Origin of the sequence: Streptomyces sp. NPDC005263, from assembly GCF_042872365.1 — a bacterium.
Classification (GTDB): Bacteria; Actinomycetota; Actinomycetes; order Streptomycetales; family Streptomycetaceae; genus Streptomyces.
Window position 1 is genome coordinate 529,574 of the sequence record NZ_JBIAKJ010000001.1, and the last position, 16,744, is coordinate 546,317.

The 16,744-nt window shown below is 71.7% G+C and carries 14 protein-coding genes and 1 pseudogene; 7 read left to right on the top strand and 8 right to left on the bottom strand.

What is annotated here, in order from left to right:
* Positions 1–16 precede the first annotated feature (16 nt).
* The 3 genes from ACFYRY_RS02430 to ACFYRY_RS02440 all read right to left on the bottom strand — a co-directional run bounded on the left by ACFYRY_RS02430 (position 17) and on the right by ACFYRY_RS02440 (position 4,799).
* On the bottom strand, positions 17–1,591 hold the full coding sequence (locus tag ACFYRY_RS02430) for a phytoene desaturase family protein (protein WP_389139185.1): 1,575 nt from the start codon (positions 1,589–1,591) through the stop codon (positions 17–19).
* Between the two features lie 54 nt (positions 1,592–1,645).
* The gene (locus tag ACFYRY_RS02435; protein ID WP_389139187.1) at positions 1,646–3,889 is read right to left on the bottom strand and encodes a tetratricopeptide repeat protein; all 2,244 of its coding nucleotides are present in this window, start codon (positions 3,887–3,889) and stop codon (positions 1,646–1,648) included.
* Between the two features lie 61 nt (positions 3,890–3,950).
* On the bottom strand, positions 3,951–4,799 hold the full coding sequence (locus tag ACFYRY_RS02440; RefSeq protein ID WP_389139189.1) for an oxygenase MpaB family protein: 849 nt from the start codon (positions 4,797–4,799) through the stop codon (positions 3,951–3,953).
* Between the two features lie 114 nt (positions 4,800–4,913).
* Here ACFYRY_RS02440 and ACFYRY_RS02445 point away from each other — a divergent pair, with 114 nt between their 5' ends.
* Positions 4,914–5,081 carry a hypothetical protein gene (locus tag ACFYRY_RS02445; RefSeq protein WP_389139191.1) on the top strand — a complete coding sequence of 56 codons (168 nt, stop codon included), beginning with the start codon at positions 4,914–4,916 and terminating at the stop codon, positions 5,079–5,081.
* A gap of 113 nt (positions 5,082–5,194) precedes the next feature.
* On the opposite strand, the gene ACFYRY_RS02450 is transcribed toward ACFYRY_RS02445, so the two are convergent.
* Together ACFYRY_RS02450 and ACFYRY_RS02455 are read right to left on the bottom strand one after the other, a co-directional pair.
* Positions 5,195–6,373: an acyl-CoA dehydrogenase family protein gene (locus tag ACFYRY_RS02450; RefSeq protein ID WP_389139192.1), complete on the bottom strand. Its 1,179-nt coding sequence runs from the start codon at positions 6,371–6,373 to the stop codon at positions 5,195–5,197.
* 170 nt (positions 6,374–6,543) lie between these two features.
* The gene (locus ACFYRY_RS02455; protein WP_389139194.1) at positions 6,544–6,918 is read right to left on the bottom strand and encodes a ferredoxin; all 375 of its coding nucleotides are present in this window, start codon (positions 6,916–6,918) and stop codon (positions 6,544–6,546) included.
* A 132-nt stretch (positions 6,919–7,050) separates the two neighbouring features.
* Between ACFYRY_RS02455 and ACFYRY_RS02460 the strand changes: the two genes are divergently transcribed.
* Entirely contained in the window at positions 7,051–7,416 is a 366-nt protein-coding gene (locus ACFYRY_RS02460; RefSeq protein ID WP_389139195.1) for a DUF6479 family protein, read from the top strand.
* A gap of 197 nt (positions 7,417–7,613) precedes the next feature.
* On the opposite strand, the gene ACFYRY_RS02465 is transcribed toward ACFYRY_RS02460, so the two are convergent.
* Positions 7,614–10,010 carry an ATP-binding cassette domain-containing protein gene (locus ACFYRY_RS02465; protein WP_389139196.1) on the bottom strand — a complete coding sequence of 799 codons (2,397 nt, stop codon included), beginning with the start codon at positions 10,008–10,010 and terminating at the stop codon, positions 7,614–7,616.
* A gap of 401 nt (positions 10,011–10,411) precedes the next feature.
* Entirely contained in the window at positions 10,412–11,974 is a 1,563-nt protein-coding gene (locus ACFYRY_RS02470; protein ID WP_389139198.1) for a PH domain-containing protein, read from the bottom strand.
* A 318-nt stretch (positions 11,975–12,292) separates the two neighbouring features.
* On the opposite strand from ACFYRY_RS02470, the gene ACFYRY_RS02475 reads away from it, so the two are divergent.
* The 5 genes and pseudogenes from ACFYRY_RS02475 (at position 12,293) to ACFYRY_RS02495 (ending at position 16,010) form a co-directional block, all read left to right on the top strand.
* On the top strand, positions 12,293–13,468 hold the full coding sequence (locus tag ACFYRY_RS02475; RefSeq protein WP_389141026.1) for a pyridoxal phosphate-dependent aminotransferase: 1,176 nt from the start codon (positions 12,293–12,295) through the stop codon (positions 13,466–13,468).
* A 112-nt stretch (positions 13,469–13,580) separates the two neighbouring features.
* Positions 13,581–13,737: pseudogene (locus ACFYRY_RS02480) on the top strand (Cmx/CmrA family chloramphenicol efflux MFS transporter); the annotation flags it as partial.
* A gap of 220 nt (positions 13,738–13,957) precedes the next feature.
* Entirely contained in the window at positions 13,958–14,950 is a 993-nt protein-coding gene (gene dhaK / locus ACFYRY_RS02485; RefSeq protein WP_389139200.1) for a dihydroxyacetone kinase subunit DhaK, read from the top strand.
* A gap of 48 nt (positions 14,951–14,998) precedes the next feature.
* Entirely contained in the window at positions 14,999–15,607 is a 609-nt protein-coding gene (gene dhaL, locus ACFYRY_RS02490; RefSeq protein ID WP_389139201.1) for a dihydroxyacetone kinase subunit DhaL, read from the top strand.
* On the top strand, positions 15,600–16,010 hold the full coding sequence (locus ACFYRY_RS02495) for a PTS-dependent dihydroxyacetone kinase phosphotransferase subunit DhaM (RefSeq protein ID WP_389139203.1): 411 nt from the start codon (positions 15,600–15,602) through the stop codon (positions 16,008–16,010). The genes dhaL and ACFYRY_RS02495 overlap by 8 nt, the downstream gene beginning before the upstream one ends.
* Before the next feature lie 27 nt (positions 16,011–16,037).
* Here ACFYRY_RS02495 and ACFYRY_RS02500 read toward each other — a convergent pair whose 3' ends face one another.
* Positions 16,038–16,706 (bottom strand): TetR family transcriptional regulator, encoded by a 669-nt coding sequence (locus ACFYRY_RS02500; protein ID WP_389139204.1) that lies wholly within the window; start codon positions 16,704–16,706, stop codon positions 16,038–16,040.
* Between the last annotated feature and the right edge of the window lie 38 nt (positions 16,707–16,744).

The window sequence follows — 16,744 nt, forward strand, 5'->3', positions numbered from 1 at the left end:
CCGTACCGACGGCCCCTCAGTCGTCGCCGCCGTCCCGCTCCAGCACCGCCATCGCCGCGTTGTGTCCCGGTACCCCGCTCACTCCGCCCCCGCGCACCGCGCCCGCCCCGCACAGCAGCACGTTCGGGTGCCGGGTCTCCACGCCCCAGCGGCCGGTGCCCTCCTGGGCGTACGGCCAGGCGAGGTCCCGGTGGAAGATGTTGCCGCCCGGGAGGCGGAGGTCCCGCTCCAGGTCGAGCGGGGTCTTCGCCTCGATGCAGGGCCGTCCCTCGGCGTCGGTGGCCAGACAGTCGGCGAGCGGCTCGGCGAGGTGGGCGTCCAGTTGGGCGAGGGTGGACTTCAGCAGTTCGTCGCGGACGGCGTCGTTGTCCCGTTCGAAGAGCCGGGCCGGCGTGTGCAGCCCGAACAGGGTCAGGGTCTGGTAGCCCTGATCGGCGAGGTCCGGGCCGAGGATCGTCGGATCGGTGAGCGAGTGGCAGTAGATCTCCGAGGGCGGGGCGGCGGGCAGCTCACCGGACGCGGCCTGGGTGTGGGCGGCGGCCAGTTGCTGGTAGCCCTCGGCGATGTGGAAGGTGCCGGAGAACGCCTCTCGGGGATCGACGGTCTCGTCACGGAGTCTCGGCAGCCGTTCGAGGAGCATGTTCACCTTGAGCTGTGCGCCCTCGGCGGGCGCGGGGGCCCGGTCGCCGGTGAGGGCGGCCAGTTCCTGCGGGGAGGCGTTGACCAGGACGTGCCCGGCGGCGACGGTGCTCTCCCCGTCCGCGGTCCGGTAGGTGACCTCCGCGGTGCGTCCGTCCGTGTCGATACGGACGGCCTCGTGTCCGGTGGCCAGGACGGCGCCGGCCGCTCGTGCCGCATCTGCCAGCGCGTCGGTGAGGGCTCCCATGCCGCCGACGGGTACGTCCCAGGCTCCGGTGCCGCCGCCGATGACGTGGTAGAGGAAGCAGCGGTTCTGCCGCAGGGATGGGTCGTGGGCGTCGGCGAAGGTGCCGATGAGGGCGTCCGTGAGGACGACGCCCCGCACCAGGTCGTCGGCGAAGCGGTCCTCGATCGCCGCGCCGATCGGTTCCTCGAACAGGACCCGCCAGGCGTCCTCGTCGTCGATGCGGCGGCGCAGTTCGTCGCGCGTGGGCAGCGGCTCGGTGAGCGTCGGGAAGACCCGCTCGGCCACCCGGCCGGTCATGGCGTAGAACCGCTGCCAGGCCTGGTACTCGCGCTCCTGGCCGGTGAGCCGGGCGAACGCCTCCCGGGTGCGTCGTTCACCGCCGCCGACCAGCAGTCCGGTCGGCCGGCCGTCCCGCTCGACGGGGGTGTACGACGACACGGTGCGGGTGCGGACGCGGAAGTCGAGCCCGAGGTCCCGCACGATCTTCTTCGGCAGCAGGCTGACCAGGTACGAGTAGCGTGACAGTCGCGCGTCCACGCCGGTGAACGGGCGGGTGGAGACGGCGGCGCCGCCGGTGCGCTCCAGTCGCTCCAGGACCAGCACGGAGCGTCCCGCCCGGGCCAGATAGGCGGCGGCGACGAGCCCGTTGTGGCCGCCGCCGATGACTACGGCGTCGTACGTCCGGTGTCCCTCGTGTGCAGGCATGGTTCTTCGTAACACGGGGTGATCCACATCGGCCAGAGATGGGCCGCGGCCGGGTCAGTGGCCGCCGGTCATGCCCTGCTGTCGTGCCTCGGCCACCTGGCGGTACAGCTCCACGGCTTCCGCGCCCCGCCCGAGCTGCTCCAGGCAGTGGGCCTCGTCGTTCCGGCTGGCCAGGGTGTCGGGGTGACGTGCGCCGAGGACCCGCCCGCGGGCCGCGGCCACCCGGCGGTACTCGGTCAGCGCGTCCGGCCAGCGGCCCAGCCAGCCGAGACCGACGGCGACCTCACGACGGCTGACCAGGGTGTCCGGGTGGTCGGCGCCGAGGACGCGCTCGCGGATCGCGCACACGTCGCGGGACTCGGCGAGGGCCTCCTCCCAGCGGCCGAGGCGGCCGAGATTGACGCCCAGACCGTGGCGGGCACGCAGGGTCTCGGGATGGGCGGGGCCCTGGATCCGGGTGCGGTCGTCGATCAGTTCGCGGTAGAGCTGGAGCGCCTCCGTGCTGCGGCCGAGACGGCCGAGGCTGATGCCGACCTCGTAGCGGGCGGCGAGGGTGTCGGCGTGGTCGGGACCCAGGGCCTCGGCGCGGGCCTCGGCGACCTCGCGGTAGGTCCCCAGGGCTTCCGGCCAGCGGCCCAACTGGCCGAGCGCGTAGGCGACCTCGTAGCGGGTGACCAGGGTGTCGGGGTGGTGCGGGCCGAGCACCCGGGCGCGCGCGGCGGCCACGTCGCAGGCCATGCGGTACGAGTCCTCCAGGCGGCCCAGCCGACTGAGGTTGAAGGCGAGGTTGTGGCGGCAGCGCAGGGTGTCCGGGTGGTCGGCGCCCATGATGCTCTCCCGGGCGGCGAGCACGGAGTTGTAGACCTGGTGGGCGTCGAAGTGGCGGCCCAGCTGTCCGAGGACGTACGCCATTTCCTGGCGGGCGGCGAGGGTGTCGGGGTGGTCCGGGCCGAGCGCGATGCTGCGGGCGCGGGCGACGTGCTTGTACTCGCGCAGGGCGTCAGCGGCGCGGCCGGTGCGGCTGTAGGTGAACGCGACCTCGTAGTGGCTGGCGAGGGTGTCGGGGTGGTCGGGGCCGAGGAGGTGCTCGCGTTCGGCGGCGACCGCGCGGTGCACCTCACCGGCCTCGGCCCAGCGGCCGAGCCGTCCGAGGCTGAGCCCGGCGTTGTGTCGTCCGGCGAGCGCGGTGACCGCCTCCGGGGAGGGCGCGGGCGGCGTGTCCGGCACCGGTTCCTCGGGTCTGCCGCCGGGCGGACGGGGAATCCATTCGCCGGTGAGGCCCGCGCCCGCGTCGGGGGCCGTGACGCGCAGCGCGGAGCCGGTGGCCTTGTGGCCGGTGGTCATGCCCCGGGTCCAGGACGGCAGGCGGGCCGCTGCGCGCGAGGTGGCCGGCTCGGGCGGGCGCGGCGTCGGCTGCGGGGTCACGACGGTCGGCACGTACGTGGGTGTGGCGCGGCCGGCGCTGATCCGGCGGCCCAGCTCGCGGGCGTCGTCCGGGCGCTCCTCGGGACGCTTGCCGAGCAGGTCGAGGATGACCTTCTCCAGGTAGGCGGGCAGGTCGGAGCGGTGGCTGCGGGGCGGGCGGGGCGGTGTGTCGCGGTGGCCGATGAGGATCGCCCAGGGGTCGTCGAGGTCGAAGGGCGGGGCGCCGGTGGCGATCTCGTACAGCACGCAGCCCAGTGAGTACAGGTCGCTGCGCTGGTCGACCTCGACGCCACCGATCTGCTCCGGTGACATGTAGTGCGGGGTGCCCATGGCGATGCCGGTGCCGGTGAGGCGGGAGGTGAAGCCGATGTCGTGGCCGAGGCGGGCGATGCCGAAGTCGCAGATCTTCACCGTGCCGTCGGTCAGCCGCATGATGTTGGCCGGCTTCAGGTCGCGGTGCACGATGCCCTGTTGATGGGTGTAGGCGAGGGCGGCAGCGACCTGCTCGGCGATCTCCACGACATCGGGGACCGGCAGCGGGTGCTGCTTGTTGTCCTCCAGGAGCTGGCTGAGGTTGCGTCCCTCCAGGAGTTCCATGACGAGGTAGAGGACGCCGTCCCACTCGCCGAAGTCGTGGACGACGGTCACCCCGCGGTGCTGCAGCGCGGCTGCCACCCGCGCCTCGCGCCGGAACCGCTCCCTGAGAACCCCGGTGAAGGCCTGGTCGTGGTGCCCGCCCAGCGGCTTGAGGCACTTCACGGCGACCTGTCGGCCCAGTGACTCGTCGCGGGCCCGCCACACCTCGCCCATACCGCCCCGCCCGATCTGGTCGAGCAGCCGGTACCGGCCCTGGATCAGCCTGTTGTCCCCCATCTCCTGCGACCGCCCCCGTCGACTCCACCTCACCCACCCCTGGCGGGTCCAGTATGGCGAGCTATCGTCCGAGTTTGTACGGTGCCGGGCGAGCACCTGGTCCGAGTCGGGCCATGGCGCGCAGGATGTGTTTGGGCGGGAGTTGCCAGCGCAGACGTGCGGGAACGCAGCGCAGCAGGGTGCCTGTGGCACGCAGCCGCCGGGTGACGGTCGCCGGTTCCGGGGCCGGCCTGCCGTACAACTCGTGGGCGTACGGCGGCAGGGCGGCGTACGCCAGATGGGCCACGCGCCGCCACAGCACCTCTCGCGCCGGGACCAGGAGGGGATGCGTGGGAGGGCGGAGCAGGAAGTCGTCCACCGTGCGTGCGTCTTCTCCGGCGGCCAGGTCGGGCCGCACCTTCTCGAAGTAGGCGGTCATCTCGGCCTGGTCCGCCGGTACGGCGTCGGGGTCCAGGCCCACCAGACGGGCACTGACCCGGTGTTCGCCGATGTACCGGTCGGCCTGCGCGTCGGTGAGGGGGAAGCCGGAGCGGCGGGCGACGTGCAGGTACGAGTCGATCTCGGCGCAGTGCACCCACAGCAGCAGTTCGGGCTCGTCGACGGCGTAGCGCTCACCGGTGTCGGGGTCGGTGGCGCCGAGCATCCGGTGGATCTTGCGGACCCGGGCGCCCGCCCTCTCGGCGGCTTCGGTGGTGCCGTAGGTCGTGGTGCCGACGAAGTCGGCGGTACGCATCAGCCGGCCCCACGCGTCCTTGTGGAAGTCGGAGTTCTGCATGACACCGCGTACCGCGCGCGGGTGCAGGGCCTGGAGGTAGAGGGCGCGGATCCCAGAGACCCACATCATCGGGTCGCCGTGCAGCTGCCAGGTCACGGAGGAGGGCCCGAACAGCCCCGGGTCGGCCTCGCTCATGGGGACCACACTGCCACGGGCGGGGGCTCTGGTCGATACCGCCGGAAGGGGGCCCTGGGGCTGTTCTGATGGATCGCCGCCTCGGCCGAGCCCCGCGCGCGGTACCCCGTGAGTGTGGCACCGCCACTCAACACCGGCCCGGAAGCGGCGCGCCTGCTGATCGTCGAGAACTCGAAGCTGCTCGAGCAACTGGGCGTGCACCAGCGCCGGTCGGCCGGACTGATCGACTACACCGCCTACCAGGCCCAGCAGAGCCGCGAGAACACCGGAGAGAAGAAGTGACGTCACTGATCCCGCTGGAAGCCGTCTCCGGCGTTGTCACCGTGATGCCGACCCCGTCGACCGACGCCGCCGCCCAGCCTGATAGTGGCCCGACCGGCGATGGTCACACCGCGTCAGCGTCGCACCCTGGGCATGCCCAGTCCGATCCACGAGATGATCTCCCGCTGGATCTCGTTGTTGCCGCCGCCGAAGGTGAAGATCACCGCGGAGCGGTAGCCGCGTTCCAGTTCGCCGTGGAGCACCGCACCCGCCGAGCCCTCCTTCAGTTCGCCCGCGGCACCGACGATCTCCATCAGCCAGCCGTAGGCGTCCCGGCGGGCCTCGGAGCCGTACACCTTGACCGCGGAGGCGTCCTGCGGGGTGAGGGTGCCGTCCTCGACGGCGCTCACCATCCGCCAGTTCATGAGTTTGAGCGCGTCCAGCCGGGTGTGGGTGCGGGCGAGCAGGCGCCGTACCCACGGCAGGTCGACGACTCGGCGGCCGTCGGCGAGCTTGGTCTCCATGGCCCAGCGCTGGACGTCGTGCAGGGCGCGGATCGCCATGGTGCCGTGTGCGGCGAGGGTGACGCGCTCGTGGTTGAGCTGGTTGGTGATCAGCCGCCAGCCCTTGTTCTCCTCGCCGACGCGGTGAGCGGCGGGGACACGGACGTTCTCGTAGTAGCTGGCCGTGGTGTCGTGCGAGGCCAGGGTGTTGATGACGGTGCAGGAGTAGCCGGGGTCGGTGGTCGGCATCAGGAGCATGGTGATGCCCTTGTGCGGCGGGGCGTCCGGGTCGGTGCGGACCGCGAGCCAGACCCAGTCGGCGGTGTCGCCGTTGGTGGTCCAGATCTTCTGGCCGTTGACGACGTAGTCGTCGCCGTCCCGCACGGCACGCGTCTTCAAGGACGCCAGATCGGTACCGGCCTCGGGCTCGCTGTAGCCGATCGCGAAGTCGATCTCCCCGGAGAGGATCTTCGGCAGGAAGTACGCCTTCTGCTCGTCGGTGCCGTACCGCATGATCGTCGGGCCGACCGTGTTCAGCGCCATCAGCGGCAGCGGGACGCCGGCCTGGGCGGCCTCGTCGAAGAAGATGAACTGCTCCATCGCCGTCATGCCGCGCCCGCCGTACTCCTCGGGCCAGCCCACACCGAGCCAGCCGTCCGTACCGAGGCGGCGGATCGTGTCCCGGTAGAAGCGCTTCTGGGCGGCGCGGTCGGTGAAGCGGGCGTGCGCGTTGTCGGGCACCAACTCGGCGAAGTAGGCACGGAGTTCGATGCGCAGCCGTTGCTGCTCGGGCGTGTGATCGAGGTGCACGGCGCCTCCAGGCTCCCAGGCCGGTCCTGACGGCGCACACCGTAGAACGTGTTGCAGAAATTGGGAATGGGCGTGCGGAGCGGGGCACGTGAAGCTCATACGCCGGCCCCTGTGCCCGCCGACCGTTCGACGGGCGCAGGGCCACGGTCCCGGCCGGCCGGTCCGGCCTCTCAGACGAGCGTGGCCATGAAGTCCGAGCACGCCTGGGCGCACTCCCGGCACGCCTTCGCGCCGTCCTGAGCTCCCGGGTACCGGTCGAAGGCGTGCGCGGTCTCCAGGCACACCGACCGGCACCACTCCAGTTGCGCGCGTATGCCGTCTTCGTCGAGCCGGTTCTGCTCGGACAGCACACGGCAGGTCGCGTCGCAGACCTCCGCGCACATGATGCCCTTGCGTCGTACGAGTTCCTGTTCCTCGGTTGCGTCCGGATCCACGAGGCTGGCACGCAGGGCACACGCCCGTGCGCACTCGGTGCACGCCTGGGCGCACGTGAACCTGTCCTCCAGGAACCGGAAGAGCTCCTGCTGGGATGTTGTCGTCGTCACATCGGGCGGGTAGCCGTCGCCCACCGCGTCAAACCCGGTGTTCTCGAGGGGGCGGCCGGTCTCGGGGCCCGCCTTCCGGGTGACGGCCGGGGCCTGCGGGTTCGCCGTCGGTGCCAGGGGTACTCGCGCGCCATGAATACCTCATGGATGGACATTGCCGCGGGCCGGGGCGCTCTGGCCGGCGGTCTGATCGTGGCGGGCGTGGTGGTCGTGGCGGTGCTGATCGGCGCCTTCTGGCTGGGCGTACGGGTCAAGAGGCGCGAGCCGCCACGACCGACGCCCGCGGAGCAGCCGCGGCCCCCTCAGGGCGGTGCGGTCCGCGAGGTCAGGGAGAACCGGGAGCCGGACGAGGTGCCGCAGAGCGATCAGCGGCTGACCCCGCACCAGATGCCCGGACACGGCACCGCCGGCACCCGTAGCGGCACGTCCGAGGGACGGCCGCGCTGGGACGAGGGCAGCAGCGGTTCCTTCGGCAGCGGTGGCGCGGGCGGGCGCTGAATCGGTCGAATTCGCGGTCACGGTGTCGACGGCGTCTCGGTTGCGATCGCGGTCTCCGTGTCGATCGCGGTCTCGGTCGCGGTCGCGGTTTCAGTCGCGGAAACCGTCGCGGGGCTGGTGCCGGGGCCTTCCCTCACCCGGCACCCCAGCCCTGCGGGCGGCACCCCGTCGCGGGGCCAGGGTGCGACCTCGATCAGTCAGGCACCGACGTAAGCCGCGAGGTGTTCGCCGGTGAGAGTGGAGCGGGCGGCGACGAGGTCGGCGGGGGTGCCCTCGAAGACGATCTTGCCGCCGTCGTGTCCGGCGCCGGGGCCCAGGTCGATGATCCAGTCGGCGTGTGCCATGACCGCCTGGTGGTGCTCGACGACGATGACCGACTTGCCCGAGTCGACGAGCCGGTCGAGCAGGCCGAGCAGTTGCTCGACGTCGGCGAGGTGAAGGCCGGTGGTGGGCTCGTCGAGGACCAGAACCCCGCCCTTGTCGGCCATGTGGGTGGCCAGCTTGAGCCGCTGCCGCTCGCCGCCGGACAGCGTGGTGAGCGGCTGGCCGAGGCTGAGGTAGCCGAGACCGACATCGGCGAGCCGTCCGAGTACGCGGTGCGCGGCGGGGGTGTGCGCCTCGCCCGCGCCGAAGAACTCCTCGGCCTCGCTCACCGACATCGCGAGGACCTCGCTGATGTCGCGGCCGCCCAGGTGGTACTCCAGCACCGAGGCCTGGAACCGCTTGCCCTCGCACTCCTCGCAGGGGGTGGCCACGCCGGCCATCATCGCCAGGTCGGTGTAGATGACGCCGGCGCCGTTACAGGTGGGGCAGGCGCCCTCGGAGTTGGCGCTGAACAGCGCCGGCTTCACCCCGTTGGCTTTCGCGAATGCCTTGCGGACCGGTTCGAGCAGGCCCGTGTACGTCGCCGGATTGCTGCGTCGGGAGCCGCGGATCGGGCTCTGGTCGATCGACACCACGCCCTCGTCGGCGGGAATCGACCCGTGCACGAGCGAGCTCTTGCCGGAGCCGGCGACACCGGTGACCACACAGAGCACCCCGAGCGGGACGTCGACGTCGACGCCCCGCAGGTTGTGCGTCGTCGCGTCGCGGATCTCCAGCGCCCCGACGGGCTTGCGCACGGTGTCCTTGAGGGCGGCCCGGTCGTCGAAATGGCGGCCCGTGATGGTGCCACCGACCCGCAGCTCCTCGACGGTGCCCTCGAAGCAGATGGTGCCGCCCGCCGTGCCGGCGCCGGGGCCGAGGTCGACGACGTGGTCGGCGATCGCGATCGTCTCCGGCTTGTGCTCCACGACGAGCACCGTGTTGCCCTTGTCCCGCAGCCGCAGCAGCAGGTCGTTCATCCGCTGGATGTCATGCGGGTGCAGGCCGATGGTGGGTTCGTCGAAGACGTAGGTGATGTCGGTGAGCGAGGAACCGAGGTGGCGGATCATCTTGACGCGCTGCGCCTCACCGCCCGACAGCGTGCCCGACGGCCGCTCGAGCGAGAGGTAACCGAGACCGATCTCCACGAACGACTCGAGGGTGCCCCGCAGCGCGGCGAGCAGCGGCGCCACCGACGGCTCGTCGAGACCGCGGACCCATTCCGCCAGGTCCCTGATCTCCATCGCGCACGCGTCGGCGATGCTGATCCCCTTGATCTTCGACGACCGGGCCCCCTCGCTGAGCCGGGTGCCCTCGCACTCCGGGCAGGTGGTGAAGGTGACCGCCCGCTCCACGAACGCCCGGATGTGCGGCTGCAATGCCTCCTTGTCCTTGGACAGGAACGACTTCTGGATCTTGGGGATCAGTCCTTCGTAGGTGAGGTTGACGCCGTTGACCTTGACCTTGACGGGCTCCCCGTAGAGGAAGGCCTGCATCTCCCTCTTGGTGTAGTTGCGGATCGGCTTCTTCGGGTCGACGAAGCCGGACTGGGCGTAGACCTGCACCGTCCACTGGCTGTCCGACTTCCAGCCGGGGATGGTGAACGCGCCCTCCTCGAGCGACTTGGAGTCGTCGTAGAGCTGGGTGAGGTCGATGTCGGAGACCGATCCGCGGCCCTCGCAGCGGGTGCACATGCCGCCGGTGCGGTGGAAGGTCGCCTTCACGGTCTTGGTCTTGGCGGCGCCGCGTTCGACCGTGATCCCACCGCTCGCCCGGACCGAGGCGGTGTTGAAGGAGTACGCGCTGGGCGGGCCGATGTGCGGATCGCCCAGCCGGCTGAAGAGGATGCGCAGCATCGCGTTGGCGTCGGTGGCGGTGCCGACCGTGGAGCGGGGGTCGGCGCCCATCCGCTGCTGGTCGACGCTGATCACGGTGGTCAGCCCGTCGAGGACGTCGACCTCGGGCCGCGCCAGCGTCGGCATGAAGCCCTGCACGAAGGCGCTGTAGGTCTCGTTGATCAGCCGTTGCGACTCCGCAGCGATCGTGTCGAACACCAGCGAACTCTTGCCGGAGCCGGAGACCCCGGTGAACACCGTCAGCCGGCGCTTGGGGATCTCGATGCTGACGTCCTTGAGGTTGTTCTCGCGCGCGCCGTGCACACGGATCAGGTCGTGGCTGTCGGCGACGTGCGGTGCCGGCGAGGGCGAGTCCGTTCTGGTGGCCATGCTCATCGTGTCTCCGGTTCTACTTCGTCCTGCGCGGTCGCGGCAACGGTCTGTCGGCCACCTGATCCACGGTCGGCCAGGGGCGCACTCAGCGCTCTGGCCGTCACGCTAGCCGCGGTCGACGGACGCCGCTTCTCAATTCCTGATCGGTCTGTTCGCGGTCTCCGCACACAGGACAGTGTCCCCCTACGGGACGGCGCCCCCGCGGCCGCGTACGTCGCACCGTCGCCCGGCGCGGGGACTGACCGGGGCCGGCTTCCTGCGTCATGTCGTCGACGGCGTCAGCGTGCCGGCGCGGTGGGGCTCCTGACGGTCGGAATCCGGTCGGGGCGCGGCCGCCGACGAGGGCGCGGGAGTCAGGCGCGCGGAACCGTTCCGGTAGCCACCCGGTGAGACGGCCGTGTCTGTCAACGGGGCGGCGACGTGACCCGGCTCGACGGCAGCGTCAGGCCCAGTTCGCGCAGGATGCGGGTCAGGTCGGCCGGGGCGGCCGCGAGGCGGACCAGGGTGCCCGCGTCGTCGAGTTCGGCGATGTGCCAGCTTCTGGGGACGGTGTCGCCGTCGCTGCCCCGGGGGCGCCGCAGGTCCCTGAGGGTGAGCCGCTCCGTCGGGATCGGTTTCGCCGCGAACCGGTCCGGCCCCGGGTGGGGCGTCACCGCGGGGGGACCGCCGCCTCCGAGGACGATGTGGGTGCCGAAGCCGTACGGGTTGTAGTCGGTGTGCTCCAGGAAACGGGCGGCCAGGAACACCTCCTCCTGACCCGTCTCCTCCGACTTCTCCGGCGTGCCGGAGTCCGTGGGCCTGCGGACTCGGGTGGCGCGCCAGGCTCCGACGAACAGGCCCGAGCTGGCGAGTGCCCCCGCCGCCGCCCAGGAGATCGCTGTGCGAGAGGTGAACAGGGTCGTGGGATGGAGGTAGCACAGCGGCAGCAGCCACAGCGCGGTCCCGACGAGCGCGCCCGCGAACGGGAGCGCCGAGGGGAGGATGTCGTCGTCGGGCAGCCGACGCCACCGCAGACGCAGCAGCGCCTGGACCGCGGGGTAGCCCGCGGCGAGCGCGAACCCGGCCGCGATCACCGCCAGGTCCCCGGCGCCGGGGATGTGCTCGCGCCACACATGGCCGGAGCCGGCGACCTCCCTGACCTGGCCGCGCCAGAGGGTGAGTTGGACCTTGTCGCCTGGCTGGAACTCCTGCGCGGCCTCCCGCGAGACCCCGAGGCGCCGCAGCGGCCGGCTGTCGGAGAAGTACAGCCAGCTGCTCTGCTTGGGCTGTCTGACCTCGGTACGAGCGATCACGGCCGGCTGGGTGCTCAGGCACTCCCCGCGCTCCGCGGCGGGCGTCTCCGCGGTGCACGGGGCCGCCGACCTCCACTCCCGCTCCTGGGACGCGGTGTGCGGCACGAACACGGCGGTCACTGCGGCGGCCGCCAGCAGCAGCACGCACAGGCTCAGCGACCCGGCCCAGCCACGGCCGACGGTGCGGGCCGAGATGACGGGGACATGGTTCGACTCCGGGGCCCCGTACCGGCTGTGCAGTGCGCGCAGCGCGGCCAGTGTCCCGTCGAAGTCCGGGTCGTCGGGGGACCAGCTGTGGGGCAGGGGCAGGAGCTGTTCACGTCCGTCGCGCAGCAGCAGGCTGACGCGTCGGGTCTCCTGGACCCGGGGGGTGGTCGCGTACTTCAGGCGCACGCGCAGGTCGGCGATGTCGGACCAGGGCAGGCTGCGGCGGCGCAGCACCGTCCGTATGCGCACGCCGTACGCGTCGGCGTCCACCCGCACGGTGACCGCGTGCAGGCACAACATCCCCACCAGGGCGATCAGGGTGCCGAGGAACGTCCACAGGTCCGGGAGTCCGCCCCGGTACGCGATGCGCGCGACGGCCAGGGCCGCCCCCACCGCCCCGAGCCCGACGAAGAACCATAACGTGCGCTTCTGGTGGGCACGGCACCTCACTTCCCCCACATCTGTCATGCCGGGATTTTGGCATCGGCGGGTCGGCCGTGGCATGTGCGGAATCCGGCAGCCTGAGGACCGGCGACGCTGCCGGGGTCGTCCGCCCCCGGGCCGGCTCCTGGAGGCGGAGCGGCCCTTCGTGACGGGTGAACGTACGCTGATCCACGTGCGAGGATCCGAGCGGTGGAGCTGCCCGAATCCGAGCCCCGCCTCGAGTACGACCGGCACGTTTCGCGTACCGCGACCGACTCCCCCGGCGACCAGGAAGACGACATGAACCAACGCGCCCATCGACGAGCCGGAGGTCACGACATGAACGACAGCGGCGTCAGTGACATACGGATCTCGCGACGCGCCCGGGCCGTCGCCCCGTTCTACGCCATGGAGTTCGGCAAACAGGCCGCGCTGCTGGAGGCCCAGGGGCACCACGTCGTCAAACTCAGCCTCGGCGAACCGGACTTCGGCGCGCCGCCCGCCGTACTGGACGCGATGCGCGAAGCCATGGACGGACGGCCGCTGCCCTACACCGCGGCCCTCGGGACGCCCGCCCTGCGGCAGGCCATCGCAGGGTTCTACGGGGATCAGCACGGCGTCGACGTCGATCCCGCCCGGGTCGTGGTGACCGCCGGAGCCTCGGCCGCGCTGGTACTGGCCACCGCGGCCCTCGTGGACACCGGCGACGAGGTGCTCATCGCGGACCCTTCGTACCCGTGCAACCGGCAGATCGTCGAAAGCTTCGGCGCCGATGTCACGCTCGTACCCACCACCGCCGCCACCCGCTTCCAGCTGGACGCCGCCTCGGTGCGGTCGAGTTGGACGGACCGGACCCGGGGCGTCATGGTCGCCACCCCGTCGAACCCGACGGGGACCTCGGTCCCGGCCGACGAACTGGCGGCGATCTGCGCGTTCGCCCGCGAACGCGACGCGTGGCGCATCGTCGACGAGATCTACCTGGACCTCAGCGACCACGGCACCCGGGGCGGCCCACCACGCAGCGCGCTGTCGTCGGACCCCGACGCCGTCGTCATCAACAGCTTCTCGAAGTACTTCGGCATGACCGGCTGGCGGCTCGGCTGGTGCGTCGTCCCCGAGGCGCTGGTGCCGGCGATGGAGCGCCTGGCCCAGAACTACTTCCTCTGCGCGTCCGCCCCCGCCCAGCAGGCCGCTCTGGCCTGCTTCACCCCCGAGTCGCTCGCGGTCTGCGAGGCCCGCCGCGTCGAGTTCGGCGAGCGGCGCGCGCTCGTCCTCGACGGCCTGGCACGCGTCGGACTGCCCGTCCCGGTCCCCCCGGACGGTGCCTTCTACGTCTATTTCGACGTCGCCGGCACCGGGCTCACCTCCTGGGAGTTCTGCGAACGAGCGCTCCAGGAGGCGCACGTCGCCCTCACCCCGGGCCGGGACTTCGGCGTGCACACCGCCGAGACGCACGTCCGCCTCTCCTATGCGGCCTCGGCGGACCAGCTCCGCGAGGGGATCGCCCGGCTGGGGAAGTTCGTGGCCACGCTGCGCTGAAGTACGGACCGACCCCGTCACCCGCGATCACCGCCTGATGAGCCGTACAGAACCGTCTCCGAGCGGCTACTTCTGAGATGCGGAAAACGTTTTCCGCCATGCTCCGGTCAGGGTGTTCTTCCAGGGCGCGCTGTCGCTGGCGCTCGGCAGTACCCTGATCACACAGGTGCTGTGAGGCGGCGGAGGCCTCCGCCAGGGCGGGTTCCTACCCGGCCGCGGCGCCCGTCGTCGGTGCCCCCGTCGGCTCCTCCCCTGCCGCGACCACCCTCAGCTCGTCGCGTCTCCTGCCGCAGTGTGATCGTGGCGCACCGGAGCACCTGGGAACTCGGGTGACGCAGGTGAACGCTCTCCGCGGCCCTTCGTGCGAGGGCGGTGAAAGTACAGCCCGGACCACGCGTCCAGGCCGCGTTCACCATCCGGCAACACTCATACTGACCGGTAGAAACACAGGGCACAGACTCATCTGCCGGGCTTCATCAGGAGGTACCCATGAAGATGCTCATCAACGTCGCCGAGACCGTGGTCGCCGACGCGCTGCGTGGTATGGCGGCGGCCCATCCCGAGTTGACGGTCGACATCGAGAACCGGGTGATCGTACGGCGGGACGCCCCCGTGGCCGGGAAGGTCGCGCTGATCTCCGGTGGCGGATCGGGGCACGAGCCGCTGCATGGCGGGTTCGTGGGGCTCGGGATGCTCTCGGCGGCCTGCCCGGGCGAGGTGTTCACCTCGCCGGTGCCGGACCAGATGGCGCGGGCCGCGGCCGCCGTGGACAGCGGGGCCGGAGTCCTGTTCATCGTGAAGAACTACACGGGGGACGTGCTCAACTTCGACATGGCGGCTGAACTCGCCGAGGACGAGGGCATCCAGGTCGCCAAGGTGCTGGTCAACGACGACGTGGCGGTGACGGACAGTCTGTACACCGCCGGACGGCGCGGCACAGGTGCGACGCTGTTCGTGGAGAAGATCGCCGGGGCCGCCGCGGAGGAGGGGCAGCCTCTGGAGCAGGTGGCGACGGTGGCCCGCCAGGTGAACGAGAACTCCCGTACCTTCGGTGTCGCGCTCAGCGCCTGCACCACGCCCGCCAAGGGCAGCCCCACCTTCGACCTGCCGGACGGGGAACTGGAGCTGGGCATCGGCATCCACGGCGAGCCTGGCCGGGAGCGGCGGTCCAGGATGACCTCCCGGGAGATCGCCGACTTCTCGGTCGGCGCGATCCTGGACGACATGACCCCGCGCAATCCCGTTCTCGTCCTGGTCAACGGCATGGGGGCGACGCCGCTGCTCGAGCTGTACGGCTTCAACGCCGAGGTGCAGCGGGTGCTGTCGGAGCGCGGGGTCGCCGTCGCCCGCACCCTCGTCGGCAACTACGTCACCTCGCTCGACATGTCCGGCGCCTCGGTCACCCTGTGCGAGATCGACGAGGAACTGCTGAGGCTCTGGGACGCTCCGGTGAAGACTCCGGGACTGCGCTGGGGCATCTGACCGGACGGGGCAGAAGATCGCAACGTACCGACCACGCAAGGAGATCCTGTGCTCGACGCCGACTTCTTCCACCGTTGGATGACGGTGACCGCCGCGACCGTCGAACGTGAGGCGGAACGGCTCACCGCTCTCGACTCTCCCATCGGTGACGCCGACCACGGCATCAATCTGCGGCGCGGATTCACCGCGGTGAAGGCGACGCTGGAGAAGGAGGCGCCCGACACGCCCGGTGCGGTGCTCACGCTCGCCGGACGGCAGCTCATCTCGACCGTCGGCGGGGCGTCCGGGCCGCTCTACGGGACGCTGCTGCGCCGCACCGGCAAGGCCCTCGGCGACGCCGCCGAGGTCAGCGAGGAGCAGTTCGCCCAGGCGCTGCGCGCCGGGTTGGACGCCGTCATGACGCTCGGTGGTGCCGCACCCGGCGACAAGACCATGGTCGACGCGCTGGTACCGGCCGTCGACGCGCTCCCCGACGGTTTCACCGCGGCCCGGGCGGCCGCCGAGGCGGGCGCCGAGGCGACCATCCCGTTGCAGGCCCGCAAGGGCAGGGCGAGCTACCTCGGGGAACGCAGCATCGGGCATCAGGACCCCGGCGCCACCTCGTCGGCGCTGCTGATCGCCGGACTCGTCGAGGTGTCGGAGGCGGCCGGTGAGTGACGTGAACCCCGTCGGGATCGTGCTGGTGTCGCACAGCGCGGACGTCGCCGCGTCGGTGGCCCGGTTGGCGAAGAGTCTCGCCGGCGGCGGCACGGACGTGCCCGTCGCTCCGGCGGGCGGCACCGAGGGCGGCGACCTCGGGACCAGCGCGGAGCTGATCGCCGCGGCGGCCGCCTCCGTCGACCGGGGTGCCGGAGTGGCCGTCCTGACCGACCTCGGCAGCGCGGTACTCACCGTGAAGGCCCTGCTCGCGGAAGGTGACGAGCTCCCGGACGGTACCCGTCTGGTGGACGCGCCGTTCGTCGAGGGCGCGGTGGCGGCCGTGGTCACGGCGGCTGCCGGAGCGGACCTCGATGCGGTGGAGGCGGCGGCCTCCGAGGCGTACACGTACCGGAAGGTCTGACTGACCTCAGGGCCCCGCCCTTCGCCCCTACCTGAGCCCTTCCGCCGCGACGGTGAACGCCGAGCGCAGGGTCGCCACCAGCTCGGCGTCCGCCGTCGCGGCGTCGGTCGTCCCGGCGTCCGCCGTCGTCGGGCCGGCCGTCGTGTCGGTGCGCCACGCGTAGTGCTCGACGGCCGCGCGCAGGGCAGCGTTGAACATCGCCGCCCGGATCGTCGTCCGCAGGTCGTCGGCGGGCGGCCCGGCCCGCTCGGCCAGGGCTCGGGCGAACACCGGCTCGGCCTCGTCGTACATCTGGAGCCATACGGCGCGCAGACCCGGCTCGGTGCGGGTCAGCCGGACCAGGGCTCCCACGGTGGCGCGGTCGGGACCCGCGGGGACGTCGTGGGCGTCGGTGAACTCGTCCTCGAAGAGCTGCTCCAGGGGCTGGCCGGGGAGCCAGTCGCGCAGTCGGGCGGCGACCAGGTCGATGCCGGCCGAGAGCAGTGGCCGTACGCAGCTCTCCTTGCTCGGGAAGTACCGCCACACGGTCCGCGCGGAGACCCCGACCGCCTGCCCGATCTGTTCGCCGGTGGTCGCCACGACGCCCTGGGCGACGAACAGCTCCACCGCGGCCCGGGCGATCCGCAGCCTGGTCTCGGCCTTGCGTTCCTCGGTGAGGGGTGGTCGTCCCGCGCGTCCGCGAGGGGGTGCGGTCATGGGTTCCTCCGGCTCGTGGTGATCACGCCTCCGGAATT

Coding starts and splice junctions, on each gene's coding strand:
- ACFYRY_RS02460 (WP_389139195.1), top strand. CDS start 7,051: ATGAATACCTCATGGATGGACATTGCCGCGGGCCGGGGCGCTCTGGCC.
- dhaK (WP_389139200.1), top strand. CDS start 13,958: ATGAAGATGCTCATCAACGTCGCCGAGACCGTGGTCGCCGACGCGCTG.
- ACFYRY_RS02500 (WP_389139204.1), bottom strand. CDS start 16,706: ATGACCGCACCCCCTCGCGGACGCGCGGGACGACCACCCCTCACCGAG.
- ACFYRY_RS02470 (WP_389139198.1), bottom strand. CDS start 11,974: ATGACAGATGTGGGGGAAGTGAGGTGCCGTGCCCACCAGAAGCGCACG.
- ACFYRY_RS02430 (WP_389139185.1), bottom strand. CDS start 1,591: ATGCCTGCACACGAGGGACACCGGACGTACGACGCCGTAGTCATCGGC.
- ACFYRY_RS02465 (WP_389139196.1), bottom strand. CDS start 10,010: ATGAGCATGGCCACCAGAACGGACTCGCCCTCGCCGGCACCGCACGTC.
- ACFYRY_RS02435 (WP_389139187.1), bottom strand. CDS start 3,889: ATGGGGGACAACAGGCTGATCCAGGGCCGGTACCGGCTGCTCGACCAG.
- ACFYRY_RS02440 (WP_389139189.1), bottom strand. CDS start 4,799: ATGAGCGAGGCCGACCCGGGGCTGTTCGGGCCCTCCTCCGTGACCTGG.